The following is a 16820-nucleotide window of genomic DNA, read 5'->3' as shown; positions in this document are numbered from 1 at the left end:
GGGTCAAGCGGAGGCGGTGCGGTAGCGGCGGATGCTGAGCACGGTGGTCACGGCGAACAGGAGGCCGAGGGAGATCGCGATGACCGCGGTCGGGTGCTCGGAGGGGAAGCTGGGCGCCACCGCGACCGGGTTGCCCCACAGGTGCCGCAGCGCGGTGATGACGGCGCTGACGGGGTTCCACTCGGCGATCGGGCGGATCCAGCCGGGCAGCTTGTCCACCGACAGGAAGCCGTTGGACATGAAGGAGAAGACGACGGCGACGATGCCCGACACCGACTCGATGGTCTCCAGGTTCTTCGACGCCATGCCGAGCAGGACGCCGACCCAGAGCATCGTGTACATGAACACCGCGAGCAGGGCGAACCCGGCGAGCACCGACAGCGCGTCGTTGTGCGACCGCCAGCCGAACAGCATGCCCACCCCGACCACGATCACCAGGCCCATCAGCGTGATCACCAGGTCGGCCAGCGTGTGCCCGATCAGCACCGCGGACCGCGAGATCGGCAGGGAGCGGAACCGGTCGATCAGGCCGCCCTGGAGGTCGAGGCACACCGCCACGGCGGTCGGGCCGATGCTGGCCAGCCCGACCTGCGCCGCGACGCCCGCGAAGATGAACTCCATGTAGTTGTTGCTGCCGGGGATCTCGATGGCGCTCTGGAACAGGTAGCCCAGCGCGATCATCGTGATCAACGGGTTGAGCGTGATCCCGATGAGCCTGCCGGGGTTGCGCTTGAGGCGGCGCATCCGCCTCCCGCCGATGGCGAGCACCTCGGTGATCGCCGCCAGCGGCGCGGGCGGCGTTCCGGGCCTGACGGCCCCGAGCTTCCGGTTGTCGTCTCCGACGACGGTGGTGGTGCTCACGATTCCCCATCTCCGATCTCGGCTTCGTGCACCCGGCGGAGTTCCGCCGCGATCGCTGCCCCGATCAGCGCCTGCGGTTCGGGGTGCATCATGTACTCGTGTCCACAGTGGACCCGGTGGAGCTCGATCTTCCCGTCCACGTGCGGGGCCCAGGCCTCGGACAGCTCGCCGACCTCGGCCTCGGTGAGGTCCTCGACCGCCGCGAACAGCCGCATCGCGCCGGTGTAGCGGCTCGGGACGAAGCGCTCCACGAGCTTGCCGTGGTTGCGGACCACGGCGAGCATCGCGAGGAGGCGCTCCTCCCCCAGTTCCGCCAACGGGTTGCGGTCGCGCCGCAGCTCGTCGACGACGTCGCGGGCGGTCAGGTCGCGACCGGCGAACTCGGCGCGGTCGTGGCCGATGACCTCCATGACCCGCAGCAGCTGCTCGTGGTCGTCGACCTCCTCGTCGCCGTGACCGGGCCGGTGCGGGTAGCCGTCGAGGTTGACCAGCAGCTCGACCTCGTCACCCGCCTCCTGGAGGCGTACCGCGATCTCCTGCGCCAGCACACCGCCGAACGACCAGCCGAGCAGGTTGTACGGCCCTTCCGGACGCACCTCCTTAAGGTGGCCGATGTACTCGACGGCGACTTCCTCCATCGACCTCGGCAGCGGCGCCATCCGGCCGACGCTGGGCGACTGGAGACCGTAGATCGGGTGGCCCTCGTCGATGTACCGGGTCAGCCCCACGTAGGGCAGCGCCGAGCCCAGCCCGCTGTGGACGAAGAAGAACGGCGTCCGGTCGCCCTGCGGCCTGATCGGCAGCACGGTGGCGAACGGGTCCTCCTGGTCCAACTCCTTGATCTCGTCGAGCACCCTGGCGACCGAGGCCGCGCCGGACGCCGCGCTGGTGTCCGGCTCCTCCTGGGCCGCCGCCGCGAGCGCCTGCACGGTCTTGTGCACGAACACGTCGGCGATGGTCAGCCGGAGCCCGGACTTCCGCGCCCGGCTCACCACTCCCGTGGCCAGCAGCGAGTGCCCGCCCAGCTCGAAGAAGTCGTCGTCGATCCGGACCACGTCGACGCCGAGCACGTCGGCGAAGACCTCGACCAGCAGGTGCTCCGCGGGCGTGTTGGGCTCGCGGGTCGGCGTCCTGGCGCCGAAGTCCGGTTCGGGCAGCGCCTTGCGGTCCACCTTCCCGTTGGGGGTCAACGGGAACGCGGGCAGCACCACGAGGGCGGCCGGGACCATGTACTCGGGCAGCGAGACGCCGAGCGAGCGCTTGACCGCCGCGGTGTCGACCTCGCCCGCGGGGACCATCAGGTACCCGACCAGGCGCTGGTGGCCACCGGGGTCGGTGCCCACGGTCACTACCGCGTCGACCACACCGGCCCCGGCGCGCAGCGCGGCCTCGATCTCACCCAGCTCGATCCGGTGGCCGCGCACCTTGACCTGGTGGTCCTTGCGGCCCAGGAACTCGATCTCGCCGCGGCTGTCCCAGCGCACCACGTCGCCCGTGCGGTACATCCGCGATCCCGGCTCGCCGAAGGGGTTCGCCAGGAACCGCTCGGAGGTCAGGTCGGTGCGGTTGAGGTAGCCCCGCGCCAGCCCGTCACCGGCGATGTACAGCTCGCCCGGCACGTTCGGCGGCACCGGCCGCAGCGCGCTGTCGAGCACGTAGACCTTGGTGTTGCTGATCGGACGGCAGATCGTCGGCGCGCCCGGCGCCGCCGTGTCCACATCGGACACCGTGGACCAGATGGTGGTCTCGGTGGGCCCGTACATGTTGCGCACCTCGTGCGCTGCGGCCCGCAGCTGGTCGGCCAGCGATTCGCTGAGCGCCTCGCCGCCGGTGATCACCACGCGCACCTTGCGCAGCGACTCCGGTGTCATGCCCACCAGCGCCTGCCACAGGCTCGGCGTGGCCTGCATGACCGACGTGCGGCTGGACACCATGAGCGCGCCCAGCACCATCGGGTCGCGCACCGTGTCGCGGTCCGCGACGATCAGCTTCGCGCCCGCCACGAGCGGCACGAAGATCTCCAGGTTGGAGATGTCGAAGCCGAACGTGGTGACCGCGAGCAGCCGGTCCGCCTTGGTGATCGAGAGCCGGTGGCACATGTCCGTGATCAGGTTGGCCAGCGCCTCGTGCGGGATGACGACGCCCTTGGGCCTGCCGGTCGACCCGGAGGTGTACATGACGTACGCCGGGTTGTTCGGCTTGAGGAACCCGCTGCGGTCGGCGTCGGTCACGTCCACCGCGCCGCCGCGCCTGCGCAGCGCCCGCTCCGCCTCGGCGCTCCCGAGCACGAAGCTCGGCGTGCCGTCGAGTCCGGGCAGCTTGGCCCGCGCGGACTCGTCGGTGATCACCAGCACCGGCTTGGCGTCGTCGAACATGTACCGCACCCGGTCGGCCGGGTGGTCCAGGTCGACGGGCAGGTACGCGGCGCCGGACTTCAGCACCGCGAGCGCCGCCACGATCAGGTCGGCGCTGCGGGTCAGCGCGATGGCGACGACCCGCTCCGGCCCCGCGCCCCTGGCGATCAGCTCCCGCGCCAGCCGGTTGGCCCGCGCGGTGAGCTGCCGGTAGGTCAGCGTCACGTCGCCCGCGATCACCGCGGTGGCGTTCGGGCTGCCCTGCGCGGTCGCGGAGATGAGGTCCGGCAGCACGGTCGCGCCGATCGCGCGGCCGGTGTCGTTCCACTCCACCAGGATCCGGCGCCGCTCGGCGGCGCCGAGCACGTCGGCCTCGCTCAGCGGCGCGTCCGGGCTCGCGACGACGGCGCGCAGCAGGCGCACCAGCCGTTCGCCGATCTCGTCCACGGTCTGCTGGGTGAACAGGTCCGTGCGGTAGGCCAGGACACCCTCCATGCCCGCCGGCGTGCCGTCCTCGTGCTGCTCGACCAGCTCGAACTCCAGGTCGAACTTGGACCGCGTCGCCTTCATCTGCACGACGCCGCTCTCCAGGCCGGGCATCGCGTCGGCGGGCTCGTCGTTGTTCTGGAACGAGAGCATCACCTGGAACAGCGGGTGCCGCGAGAGCGACCGGGTCGGGTTGACCGCTTCCACCAGCGCCTCGAACGGCAGGTCCTGGTGGGCGTACGCGCCGAGGTCGGCCTCGCGGACCCGGTGCAGCAGCTGGCGGAACGTCGGGTCGCCCGCCGTGTCCGTGCGCAGCACCAGGGTGTTGACGAAGAAGCCGATCAGGTCGTGCAGCGCCTCGTCGGTGCGGCCCGCGATCGGGCTGCCCAGCGGGATGTCCGTGCCCGCGCCCAGCTTGGTGAGCAGGGCCGACACCGCGGCCTGCACGACCATGAACACGCTGGCGCCGGTCTCGCGGGCCAGTGCCACCACAGCGGCGTGCAGGTCCGCGGGGACCGCGAACTGGCGCACGTCGCCGTCGTAGCTGCTGATCGCCGGACGCGGGAAGTCGGTCGGCAGCTCCAGTTCCTCGGGCAGTCCGGCCAGCGCCTTCGTCCAGTAGGCCAGCTGCGCGGACAGCACGCTGTCCGGGTCGGTCTCCGAGCCCAGCCATTCCCGTTGCCACACCGCGTAGTCCGCGTACTGGGCGGGCAGCGGGCCCCACTGCGGAGCCCGGTCCGCGCGGCGCGCCTCGTAGGCGGTGGCCAGGTCGCGGGCCAGCGGCGCGGTCGACCAGCCGTCGAACGCGATGTGGTGGAACACCAGCACCAGCACGTGGTCCTGCTCGCCGAGCACGAACAGGTTGGCGCGCATCGCGGTGTCGGCGGCCAGGTCGAAGCCCCGGTCGACCTCCGCGGCCACGGCGGCGAACAGGTTCACCTCGCCCAGCTCGCGCACGGTCAGCACGACCGGGCTCGGGGCCAGCACCTCCTGGTACGGGACGCCGTCGACGTCCGGGAACACGGTGCGCAGGATCTCGTTGCGCGCCACCACGTCCCCGAGCGCGCCGGTCAGCGCCTCGACGTCCAGCTCACCGGTCAGCCGGACCGCGAGCGGGATGTTGTAGGTGCCGGTGGACTCCTCCTCCATCCGGTTGAGGAACCACAGCCTGCGCTGGGCGTAGGACAGCGGCAGGCCCTCGTCGCCGTGGCGCTCCTGGGCCCGCAGCGCCGGTCGGGCGCCGTCGGCGTCGGCGACCAGCTTCGCCAGTCCCGCCACCGTGCGCGCCTCGAACAGCGAGCGCACCGGCAGCTCCACGTCCAGCACCGTCCGGACCCGGCTGACCACGCGGGTGGCCAGCAGCGAGTGGCCGCCCAGGTCGAAGAAGTCGTCCTCCACCCCGACCTCCGGGGCGCCGAGCACCTCGGCGAACACGCCGCAGAGGATCTCCTCGACCGGGTTGCGCGGACCGCGGGCCCTCGGCTGGGCCACGAAGTCCGGCGCGGGCAGCGCCTTGCGGTCCACCTTGCCGTTGGGGGTCAACGGGAGCGCGTCCAGCACCACGATCGCGGACGGCACCATGTAGTCCGGCAGCGCCCGCGCCAGGTGCTTGCGCACCGCGGCGACGTCGAAGCCGGTGTCACCGGGGGCCGGGACCACGTAGCCGATCAGGCGCTTGTGGCCGCCCTGGTCGGAGCCGACCGCGACGGCGGCGTCCCCGACGACGTCGGCGGTCCGCAGCGCGGCCTCGACCTCGCCCAGCTCGATGCGGTGGCCGCGGATCTTCACCTGGTGGTCGCGGCGCTCCAGGAACTCCAGCTGCCCGTCGGTGCGCAGCACCACGCGGTCGCCGGTGCGGTACATCCGCGCGCCGGGCCCGCCGAACGGGTCGGCCATGAACGCCAGCGCGGTCTTGGCGCGGTCTCCCAGGTAGCCGCGGCCGACGCCGGTGCCACCGACGTACAGCTCGCCCGCGACCCCGGCGGGCACCGGGCGCAGGTCGTCGCCCAGCACGTACAACCGGGTGTTGCGCACGGCCCGACCGATCGGAACCCTCGCCTCACCCAGCTTGTCGTCCTTGGTGATGAAGGCGTGCGTCACGTCGTCGGAGCACTCGGTGGGCCCGTAGGCGTTGACCAGGGCGATGTCCGGGAACCGCTCGAACCAGCGGCCGCACAGGTCCGGCGGCAGCGCCTCGCCCGTGACGACCAGCCACTTCAGTCCGGGCAGCTCCGGCACCTCACCGGTGACGTCCCACGAGTCCAGCGCCGCCCGCAGCAGCGACGGCACGACCTCCAGGATCGTGACGCCCTCGTTCGGGATGGTGGCGAACAGCAGGTCCGGGTCGACGGCCGTGTCGCGGCCGACCACTCGGGTCGTGCCGCCGACGAGCAGCGTCGTCAGCATCTGCCAGACCGAGATGTCGAAGGTCACCGGCGCGTTGTGCACCAGCTTGTCCACGGAGGACACTTCCAGGTCGTCGACCTTGCACAGCAGGTGGTTGACCATGCCGCGGCGGTGCACCATGGCGCCCTTGGGCTTGCCGGTCGACCCGGACGTGAAGATCACGTACGCCAGGTCGTCCGCCGCGCCCGAAGCCGGCGCCAACGAGTTCGGCGCGTCCTCGGCGCCGTCGAGCACGACCACGTCGATCGGATTCCCGGCCGCCTCGACGATCTCGGCGGCCAGCTCCCGGTGCGCCTCGTCGACGACCAGCCTCGTGGCGCCGCTGTCGGTCAGCAGCCCGGCGATGCGCGTCACGGGCGCCGCCACGTCCAGCGGCACGTAGCCGCCGCCCGCGCCGAGCACACCGAGCACGGCGGTCACGAAGCCGATTCCCGGCGCGGCCAGCACGGCCACCAGGTCGGCGTCGGAGACCCGGCGCGACAGGGCGCTCGCCTTGCCCACCAGGGACTCGTAGGTGACCTCGGCGGAGTCGTCGACCACCGCGACCGCGTCCGGAGTGGACAGCGCGAACCCGCGCACCCGCTCCACCACGCCCTCGTACACCTCGGGCCGCACGGCCCCGGTGCCGATGGCGAGCAGCTCGTCGCGCTCGCCGGGGTCCAGCACGTCCACCCGGCTCAGCCGCGTGCCGGGGTCGGCGACGACGGTCCGCAGGAAGCGGACCAGCCGCTGCGCCAGGCGTTCCGCCGTGGCCTCGGTGAACAGGTCGGTGCTGTACTCGACGACGCCGCGCATCCCGGCGGGCAGGCCGTCGGCGTACTGCTCCTCCAGCAGCACGGTCAGGTCGAACTTCGACCGCAGCGACCGCACCGGCTCGACCCGACCGGTCAGGCCGGGCAGCAGCAGCGGCGCGTCCTCGCTGGTCTGCAACGTGAGCATGACCTGGAACAGCGGCTGCCGGTTGAGCGAGCGCACCGGGTTGAGCGCGTCCACGAGGTGCTCGAAGGGCACGTCCTGGTGCTGGTAGGCGGCCAGGTTCGTGTCGCGGACCCGGTGCACCAGGTCGCGGAAGCTCGGGTCGCCGCTGGTGTCGGTGCGCATGACCAGGGTGTTGACGAAGAACCCGACCAGCTCGCCCAGTTCCTCGTCGGCGCGGCCCGCGGTGGGGCTGCCCAACGGGATGTCGGTGCCCGCGCCCAACTTGGTGAGCAGGGCGGACAGCGCGGCCTGGAAGAGCATGAAGATGCTCGCCCCCGAGTCGCGGGCCAGCGCGACCAGCGCCCGGTACAGCTCGGGCTCGACGGCGAACTCCAGCTCGTTGCCGTCGTAGCTGCTGACGGCCGGGCGCGGGAAGTCGGTGGGGAGTTCGAGCTCCTCCGGCAGGTCGGCCAGCGCGCCGGTCCAGTAGGCCAGCTGGTGGGCCAGCAGGCTCTCCTCGTCGGCGTCGGCGCCGAGGAGTTCCTTCTGCCACACCGCGTAGTCCGCGTACTGCACGGGCAGCGGCTCCCACTCGGGGGCCTGCCCGGCGCTGCGCGCCTTGTACGCCACGCCGAGGTCGCCCACCAGCGGGGCGATCGACCAGCCGTCGAACGCGATGTGGTGGATCACCAGCAGCAGCACGTGTTCGGTGGGCGAGACCGCGAACAGCCTCGACCGCAGCACGGGTTCGGTGGCCAGGTCGAACGACAGGTCGGCCTCGGCCGTCATGGCGTCGGACAGCCTGGCCTCCGGCAGCCGCTTGAGCGGCAGCTCGGGGTAGCCCTCCGGCGCGTCGAGCACCCGCTGGAACGGTTCGCCCTCCACGTCCGGGAACACCGAGCGCAGGATCTCGTGCCGCACCACCAGGTCGTGCAGCGCGGCGCGCAGGGCGTCCACGTCGAGGTCGCCGACCAGCCGCACGGCCAGCGGCACGTTGTAGGTGCCCGTCACGCCCTCTTCGAGGCGGTCGAGGAACCACAGGCGCTGCTGGGCGAACGAGAGCGGCACGACGCCGTCCTCACCGCGGGCCGCGGGGACCAGCGCGGGACGGCCCGCGCTCGCGACGCTGTGCACCTGCTCGGCCACACCGGCGACCGTGCGGGTCTCGAACAGCGCGCGGATCGGCAGTTCCACGCCGAGCGCGGCGCGGGCCCGGCTGATCACGCGGGTGGCGAGCAGGGAATGCCCGCCCAGTGCGAAGAAGTCGTCGTCGATGCCGACCTGGGGCAGGTCGAGCACGTCGGCGAAGATGCCGCACAGGATGTCCTCGACCGGCGTGCGCGGACCGCGGCCGCGGCCCTGTCCGGCGAAGTCGGGCTCCGGCAGCGCCTTGCGGTCGACCTTGCCCTGCGGGGTCAGCGGGATCTCGTCCAGCACCACGATCGCGGACGGGACCATGTACTCCGGCAGCGACTCGACCAGCAGCTCGCGCAGGCCGACGGGCACGGTCGTGCCCTCGTCGACGACCACGTAGGCCACCAGGCGCTTGTCGCCGGTCGGGTCCTCGCGGACGATCGCGACGGCCTGGGTGACCGAGGCGTGCGACACCAGCGCCGACTCGATCTCGCCCAGCTCGATGCGGAACCCGCGCAACTGCACCTGGTCGTCGGCGCGGCCGACGTAGTCCAGCTGCCCGTCGGCGTGCCAGCGCACCAGGTCGCCGGTGCGGTACATGCGGGCACCGTGCCCGAAGAACGGGTCGGCGACGAACCGCTCCGCGGTCAGCTCCGGCCGGTTGAGGTAGCCGCGGGCCAGGCCGCCGCTGACGTACAGGTCGCCCACGACACCGGCGGGCACCGGCTGGAGCACCGAGTCCAGCACGTAGACGCGGTGCGCCGAGGTCGGCGTGCCGATCGGCGGACGGCCGCCGCCGGAGAGCGGGCCACCCACGGTCGCGGCGATCACGGACTCGGTCGGGCCGTAGCCGTTGAACATCCGGTGCGTGGCCGACCAGCGCGCCACGACCTCCGGCGGGCAGGCCTCGCCCGCGACCACGATCACCAGGTCGTCCGGGAGCACGGTGCCCTCGGCCAGACCACCGGCCACCACCGGCGGCAGCGCGGCCAGCGTGACGCGGTTGTCGTTGATCAGGTCGATCAGCGGCTGTCCGGGCGCCCGCGCCTCGTCGCCCGCGACCACGACCGTGCCACCGGCCAGCAGCGGGAGCGCGAACTCCCAGACGGTGGCGTCGAAGCTGTAGGACGCGAACTGGAGGACGTTGGTGTCCGGGGTGATGTCGAACTTCTCGATCAGGCTGGCGGCCATCGCGACGAACCCGCGGTGGTCGACCACGACGCCCTTGGGCTTGCCGGTCGAGCCGGAGGTGTAGATGACGTACGCGGGGTGGTCCTGCCGCAGCGGTTCCACCCGGTCGGCGTCGGTGAGGTCGTGCGACGGCAGCGCGTCCAGCTCGGCGACCAGGTCCGGCGCGTCGATCGCGAGCACCGGGGCGCCGGTGACGGTCAGGCCGTCGGCGACCGCCGTGGTGGACAGCAGCACCGCGGGGGCCGCGTCGGCGACCATGTAGTCCACGCGGTCGGCCGGGTACTTGGCGTCGATCGGCAGGTACGCCGCACCGGCCTTGAGCACGCCGAGCACGGCCACCAGCGCGTCGAGCGAACGCGGGAACGCCAGCGCGACGACCCGCTCCGGCCCGATCCCCCGGCCGACGAGCAGCCGGGCGAGCCGGTTGGCGCGGGCGTTGAGCCCGGCGAAGGACAGGCTCGTCCCCTCGAACACGGCCGCGGTCGCGTCGGGGGCCGCCGCGGCGCGGGCCTGGAACACCTCGGGCACCACGTGCGGCGCGATCGGCGCCGGGTTGCCCGCCCACTCGCCGAGGATCAGCTCGCGCTCGGCGGCGTCGAGCAGGTCGATCCGGGCCAGCGGCCGGTCGGGTTCGGTCACCAGCGACGTGAGCAGCATCCGGAAGCGGTCCACGATGGACTCGATCGCGGGCTCGTCGAAGGAGTCCGAGCGGTACTGGGCCAGCAGCCGCAAGCGCTTGCCGGGGTAGACCGACAGCGCGAACGGGTACTCGGCGACCAGCCGTCCGTCGGCGGCGACCACGCGCACACCGGGGATGAGGTCGCTCAGGTCGTCCACGTCGTGCGGGTAGTTGTGGAAGCTGACCACGGTGTCGAACAGCTCGCCCACACCGACGATCTGCTGCACGTCGGCCAGGCCGAAGTGGTGGTGCGGGGCCAGGTCGAACTGGTCCTCCTGGAGCTTCGCCAGCAGGTCCGCCAACGACGCCTTCGGGTCCAGCTGCACCCGGACCGGCAGGGTGTTGAGGAACAGGCCGACCATGGACTCCATGCCCGCCAGCTCGGCCGGGCGGCCGGAGCTGACCGCGCCGAACGCCACGTCGCGCTTGCCGGTGAGCCTGCCGAGCAGGACCGCCCAGCAGCCCTGCATGACGGTGTTCAGCGTCAGGCCGCGGGCGCGGGCCCACGACGACAGCCGGTGCGTGACGTCCTCGGGCAGGTCGACGATCAACGACTCCGGCATGGCGGCCACGCGGTCGCGCTCGTCCGGGCCGAGCTTGCTGGCCTCGCCGAAGCCGTCGAACGCCGTCCGCCACGCGGTGCGCGCGGCCTCGTCGTCCTGCTCGCCCAGCCAGGCCAGGTAGTCCCGGTACGGGGCCACCGGCGGCAGCGCGGACACGTCGGCGCCGTTGGCGCACAGCGTGAACAGCTCGCGGGCGAAGATCGGCATGGACCAGCCGTCGACCAGGATGTGGTGCACGGCCCAGAGCAGCCGGAACTTCTCGTCGCCGAGGCGGACCGCGGTGAAGCGGATCAGCGGCGGCGCGGTCATGTCGAACCGCTCGGCCCAGTCCGCGTCGGTGATCCTGGCCAGCTCGGTCACGGCGTCCTCGTCGGCCATGCCGGTGAGGTCGACCTCCTGCCACGGCAGGGAGACCTCGGCCTGGATCACCTGCACGGCGTCACCGGCCGGGCGCGACCGGAAGGACGCGCGCAGCGCGGGGTGCCGCCGGACGACCGCCTCCGCGGCGGCGCGGAACGCCACCACGTCCAGCGGGCCCTCGACGTCCACGACCGCCTGGAGCGTGTAGACGTCGCTGCCCTGCTTGTCGTACTCCGCCTGGAACAGCAGGCCCTTCTGCAGGGCCGAGAGCGGGAGCACGTCCTCCACGCCGCCGCAGTCGCGCTCGAACTCCTCGATCTCGTCCTCGGTCAGCGCGACGAGCGGGAAGTCCGACGGGCTGTGCCCACCGGCGTCCGGCAGCGCGACGAACGACTCCAGCACGCGGAACCAGGACTTCGCGATGTCGTCCACATCGGACTCGGAGAGCAGGTCGCCCGCCCACAGCCAGTCCGCGACCAGGTGCGGGCCGTCCGGGCGGTCCTCGGTCACCGGGGTGACCGCGAGGACGTGCCGCAGCGGCATGTCCGGGCTGACGCCGGTGCCGACGACGGAGTCGCCGCCCTCCAGCGACCACGGGGCCGAGGTGTTGCCCGCGGCGAAGCGGCCGAGGTAGTTGAAGCCGATCTGCGGCACGGCGAACCGGGCCAGCGCGCCGACGGTCTGCGGGTTGAGGTGGCGCAGCAGGCCGAAGCCGACACCGCGGTCCGGCAGCGCGCGCAACTGCTCCTTGACCCGCTTGATCGCGATGCCCGCACTGGCGCGGTCCACCTCGCCGGGGTCGACGCGCAGCGGGAACACACTGGTGAACCAGCCGACCGTGCGGGACAGGTCCACGTCGTCGTCGAGCTGCTCGCGACCGTGGCCCTCGACCTCGACGAGCACGCCGGAACCCGTGCCGCCCAAGCGCTTGCGCCGCCACTCGGCGACGGCGAGCGCGAGGCCGGCGAGCAGGACGTCGTTGATCTCGCCGTGGAACGCGGCGGGCACGGTGGTGAGCAGCGCGGCGGTCGTCGCGGCGGGCAGCACCACGCGCAGCGACTTCGCCGTGCCGTAGGTGTCCAGTTCCGGGTCGAGCGGCCGGGAACCCAGCCGCGGGTCGTCGGGCTTGACCTGCGCGGTCCACAGCGGCAGCTCACGGGTGCGCGCGGCGGCGCGGGCCTTCTCCGAGAGCACCTTGGCCCAGCGGCGGAACGAGGTGCCGACCGGGTCGAGCGCGATCGTCCGACCGGCGACCACGGCCTCCCAGGCCGCCTTGAGGTCCGGCACCAGGATGCGCCACGACACGCCGTCGACGACCAGGTGGTGGATCACCAGGACGAGGCGGGACTCCAGCAGCACCGCCTGGACGACCCTGCCCTCCTCCGGCACGAGCCGGGCCCGTGCCGCGGCGACCTCGGTGTCCACATCGGACGAAGCGCCGATGGTGAGCACGTCGGCGGCGCTGATCGCGCCCGCGGGCAGGGTCTCCAGCGACCACAGGCCGTCGACCGGCACGGACAGCCGGGTGCGCAGGCCGTCGTGGTGGTCGAGGACGGCCTGGAGCGCGGCCGTGAGGGCGGCCGCGTCCAGGCCGTTCGGCACCCGCAGCACCACGTACTGGCTGTACTGGCGGGTGCGGTCGGTCAGCGACTCCAGGTCCTCGCGGAGCTGGTGCGCGATGGGGGTCAGCTCGACCTCGCCCACGCCGTCGTCGGCGGTCGCGGCGGCCGTGGCACCGGCCGGGCGGGCGATCGTGGCGATGGCCGAGGGGGACCGGTGGCGCAGCACGTCGCGCGAGGTGATCAGCAGACCGGCCCTGCGGGCGCGGCTGACGACCTGGATGGAGCTGATGCTGTCGCCGCCGAGCGCGAAGAAGCTGTCCTCCACGCCGACCTCGGGCAGGCCGAGCACCTCGGCCATGACCTCGCAGAGCACCCGCTCCTCGTTGCTGCGCGCCACCCGGCCGCGCGGACCCGCGCTGAAGTCGGGGGCGGGGAGGGCCTTGCGGTCGACCTTGCCGTGCGCGGTCAGCGGCATCGAGTCCAGCGCGAGGAGGCTGGAGGGCACCATGTACTCGGGCAGCAGCCGGGCCAGCCGGTCGCGCACGTCGGCCGTGTCGACCGGGGTCCCGTTGTCGGCGACCAGGTAGCCGATCAGCCGCTTGTTGCCGACGGGGTCGGTCACGACCGCGACGGCCGCGTCGCCGATGTGCGGCAGGCCGCGCAGCGCCGACTCGATCTCGCCCAGCTCGATCCGGTGGCCGCGCACCTTGACCTGGTGGTCGCGGCGTTCCACGAACTCCAACTGCCCGTCCTCCCTGCGGACCACCCGGTCCCCGGTGCGGTACATCCGGAGACCGGAGCCCGCGAAGGGATCGGGGACGAACGCGGCCGAGGTGCGGGCGGGGTCGCGCAGGTAGCCGCGGCCCACCCCCAGCCCGCCCACGTAGAGCTCACCGGCGACGCCGGGCGGCACCGGGCCCAGGTCGTCGCCCAGCACGTACAGCCGGGTCCCGCGCACCGCGCGGCCGATCGGGACGCGCGCGGAGGCCACCGAGTCGTCGACGGTGATCGTCGCGTGCGTGACGTCGTCCGAGCACTCGGTCGGCCCGTAGGCGTTGACCAGCGGGATGGTGGGGAAGCGCGCGAACCAGCGCAGGCACAGGTCCGGGGGCAGCGCCTCGCCCGTGACCACCAGCCGCCGCAACGAGGGCAGCCTCGGGCGGTCGCCGACGACGTCCCACGCGTCCAGCGCCGCGCGCAGCAGCGAGGGCACGACCTCCAGGACCGACACCGACTCGTCGGCCACGAGCGGGAACAGCGCGTTCGGGTCGGCCGCGGTCTCGCGCGTCACCACGCGCACCCGGCCGCCGACCACCAGCGGCGCCAGCATCTGCCAGACCGAGATGTCGAACGTGAGCGGGGCGTTCTGCACCAGCGAGTCCGCCGCCGTGAGAGCCAGGTCGTCGACCTTGGCCAGCAGGTGGTTGACCATGCCGCGGCGGTGCACCATGGCGCCCTTGGGCCTGCCGGTCGACCCGGACGTGAAGATCACGTACGCCAGGTCCTCCGGAGCGCCCAGCACCGGCACGAGCACGTCGTCCTCGGCGCCGTCCAGCACGACCAGGTCGATCGGGTGGCCCGCCGCCGCGGTGATCTCCGCGGCGAGCGCGCGGTGCTCGGGATCGACCACCAGCGCGCGGATCCCGTTGTCGGTCAACAGCTCCGCGCTGCGGCGCACCGGCGCGCGGGTGTCCAGCGGCACGTAGGCGCCACCTGCCCCGATCACGCCGAGCACCGCGGACACGAACCCGGCGCCGGGCGCGGCGAGCACGCCGACCAGGTCCGCGGTCACCCGGCGGGACAGGGCGCTCGCACGGGCGACGAGCGCGGCGTAGGTGGTCGCGGTGTCGTCCTCGACCACGGCGAGCGCGTCGGGGTGCGCGGCGGCGTGCGCACGCACCAGCTCGACGAGGTCGGCGTCCGCGCCGTCGACGAACGCGCCGGGCTCCTCCAGCCAGCCCGAGCGCTCCGGCGCGCCGACCACGTCGACGCGGCCGAGCGGCACGTCGTCGGCGATGGTGGCGAACGCGGCCAGGAAGGCGGTGAACCGCGCGAGGTGGTCCTCGACCTCCTGCGCCGTGTACAGCTCGGGGTTGCCGTTGACGTGCACCTCGGTGCCGCCGTCCGGCGCGTCCACGACGGTGATCATCAGGTCTTCGATGAGGCCGGTCGACAGGTTGTTGACCGTGACGCCGCACGAGCCGAGCGCGAACTCGGTCTGCTGCGGCAGGATGTTGACGAACGGGCCGAACGGCCTGCGGTCCTCGGAGGACAGTCCCATCCCCCGGCGGATGCGGCTCACCCGGTAGCGCTGGTGCTTGAGCACCTGCGCCAGTTCGCGGGAGGTCTGCGCGAGCAGCTGGGCCCTGGTGGCGTCGGGGCGGACCCGGACGCGCAGCGGCAGGTAGTTCGCGATCATGCCGGGGATGGCGCGCATCGAGGCGCCCATCCTGGCGGTCGCGGGCAGCGTCAGCAGCACGTCGCCGACACCGGTCATCCGCTGCGTGTAGACGCCGACCGCGGACAGCACGACGGCGGGCCAGGTCGAGGTGGACCGGCGGGCCAGGTCGCGCAGCTCCGCGGCCGTCGCGGCCGGGACCACCGCGGTGCGGCGGAGGAAGCCGCGCACCGCGGTGCCGGTCTGCGCGCGCTGCGACAGGCTGGGCAGGTCCGGCGCCTGGTCGAAGCGGGCGGCCCAGAAGTCGCGGTCGCGCTGGAACCACACCGAGTCCGTGTAGGCCTTCTCGGCGTCCAGCAGCTCCTTGAGCGGCGGCAGCTGCCCCTCGACGGCCGAGCGGCCCTCGACCAGCGCCTGGTAGATCTCGGCGAGCCTGCGCCAGAACACGACCTGGCTGTACCCGTCGCACAGCAGGTGGTGGATGCACATGTAGAAGAAGTGGCGGTCGTCGGACAGTTCCACGACGGCCAGCCGGAACATGGGGAAGTCGTCCAGCGTGAACGGCTTCGCCAGGTCGGCGGCCATCCACTCGACGGCCGCGGCCTCGCCCAGCTCCAAGGACACCAGCGGCACCTCGGCCAGCGACTCGACCACCTGCCGCGGCGCGCCGTCCACTTCGACGTACCGGGTGCGGGTGCACTCGGCCTCGACGATCAGCTGCCGTGCCGCGGCGCGGAACGCGTCGACGTCCAGCGGACCCCGGATGTCCAGGTATCCGGCGGAGTTGTACGCGACACCGCGTCCGTGGAACTTCTCGTCGAACCAGATCTCCGCCTGACCAGCGGACAGTGGCAGACTCGCCGCTGCGGTCATGAGCTTCTCCTTGAGATGGCCGTCGGAGGGGCCGACAGGCGGGATCCGTTCTCCGCCAGCACTTCGGCGCCGTAGATGTCGGCGATCCACTGGTCGTGGTAGATGGTGTCCAGGTAGCGGTCACCCAGGTCCGGCGAGATCGCCACGGCCGAGAGGCCGTCGTCGGGCCGGTTGCGCGCGAGCCAGTCCATCGCCCCGCTGATGACGGTTCCGGTGGATCCGCCGAACAGGAAACCGTGGCGCACCAGCATCCGGCAGGCCCGCACGGTGTCGATCTCCGCAACGTGCACGACCTCGTCCACCATGGACTCGTCGAGCAGCGGCGGTCTCACGCTGGTCCCCAGGCCCGGCAGCATCCGCGGCTCGGCGGGCGTCCCGAAGGTCACCGAGCCGACGCTGTCGATCGCCACGATCCGCACCGACGGCCGGTTCTCGCGGAAGTACCGCGAGCAGCCCATCAGCGTCCCGGTGCTGCCCGCTCCGATGAAGAGCACCTCGACCTCGGGGAAGCTCTTGAGGATCTCCGGCCCGGTGGTGAGGTAGTGCGCCATCGCGTTGCCGGGGTTGGCGTACTGGTTGAGCCAGACGTAGCCCCGCTCGCGGCGCATCCGCTCGACGAACCGGATGCGCGCGCCGAGCAGCCCCTCCTCGGGGTGCGGCTCGGTGACGACGTGCACCTGGGTGCCGAGCGACTGCATCAGCTGCCGCGCGCCCAGCGTGCACCGCGTGTCCGTGACGCAGAGGAACCCGTAGCCCTGGCTCGCGGCCACCAGGCTGAGCGCGACGCCGAGGTTGCCCGACGAGCTCTCGACCAGGGTGTCGCCGGGGCGCAGCTGACCGTTGCGCACGGCGGTCGCGACCATCTCGGTCGCGGCCTTCAGCTTGATGGACCCGGCGAAGTTGAAGCCCTCGCACTTGAGGTACAACGGGTGACCGGACAGCGTCCGGAGATCTACGTACAGATCGTCCACGTTGAACTCTTGCGGCGTGGATATGACTGGCATGAACCGACTCCTACGAGATCGACCAGCGGCG

The 16820-nt window shown here is 72.5% G+C and carries 3 protein-coding genes; all 3 read right to left on the bottom strand.

Features of this window, described 5'->3' with window-relative positions; genetic code table 11:
* Positions 1 to 3: 3 nt before the first annotated feature.
* The 3 genes from RM788_RS41050 to sbnA are packed head-to-tail and all read right to left on the bottom strand — an operon-like array spanning position 4 to position 16789.
* On the bottom strand, positions 4 to 861 hold the full coding sequence (locus tag RM788_RS41050) for an ABC transporter permease (RefSeq protein ID WP_315925420.1): 858 nt from the start codon (positions 859 to 861) through the stop codon (positions 4 to 6).
* Positions 858 to 15785 (bottom strand): non-ribosomal peptide synthetase, encoded by a 14928-nt coding sequence (locus RM788_RS41045; protein ID WP_315925418.1) that lies wholly within the window; start codon positions 15783 to 15785, stop codon positions 858 to 860. Before RM788_RS41045 ends, RM788_RS41050 begins: the two co-directional genes overlap by 4 nt.
* Entirely contained in the window at positions 15782 to 16789 is a 1008-nt protein-coding gene (gene sbnA, locus RM788_RS41040; RefSeq protein ID WP_315925416.1) for a 2,3-diaminopropionate biosynthesis protein SbnA, read from the bottom strand. Before sbnA ends, RM788_RS41045 begins: the two co-directional genes overlap by 4 nt.
* Positions 16790 to 16820: the final 31 nt, after the last annotated feature.

Source organism: Umezawaea sp. Da 62-37 (genome assembly GCF_032460545.1).
Classification (GTDB): Bacteria; Actinomycetota; Actinomycetes; order Mycobacteriales; family Pseudonocardiaceae; genus Umezawaea.
The sequence above is the reverse complement of the archived record's forward strand: the minus strand, read 5'-3'. Positions and strand labels throughout refer to the sequence as shown.

Bases quoted from the DNA above. Each gene is read 5' to 3' on its own strand.
- RM788_RS41045 (WP_315925418.1), bottom strand. From the start codon at position 15,785: ATGACCGCAGCGGCGAGTCTGCCACTGTCCGCTGGTCAGGCGGAGATC.
- sbnA (WP_315925416.1), bottom strand. From the start codon at position 16,789: ATGCCAGTCATATCCACGCCGCAAGAGTTCAACGTGGACGATCTGTAC.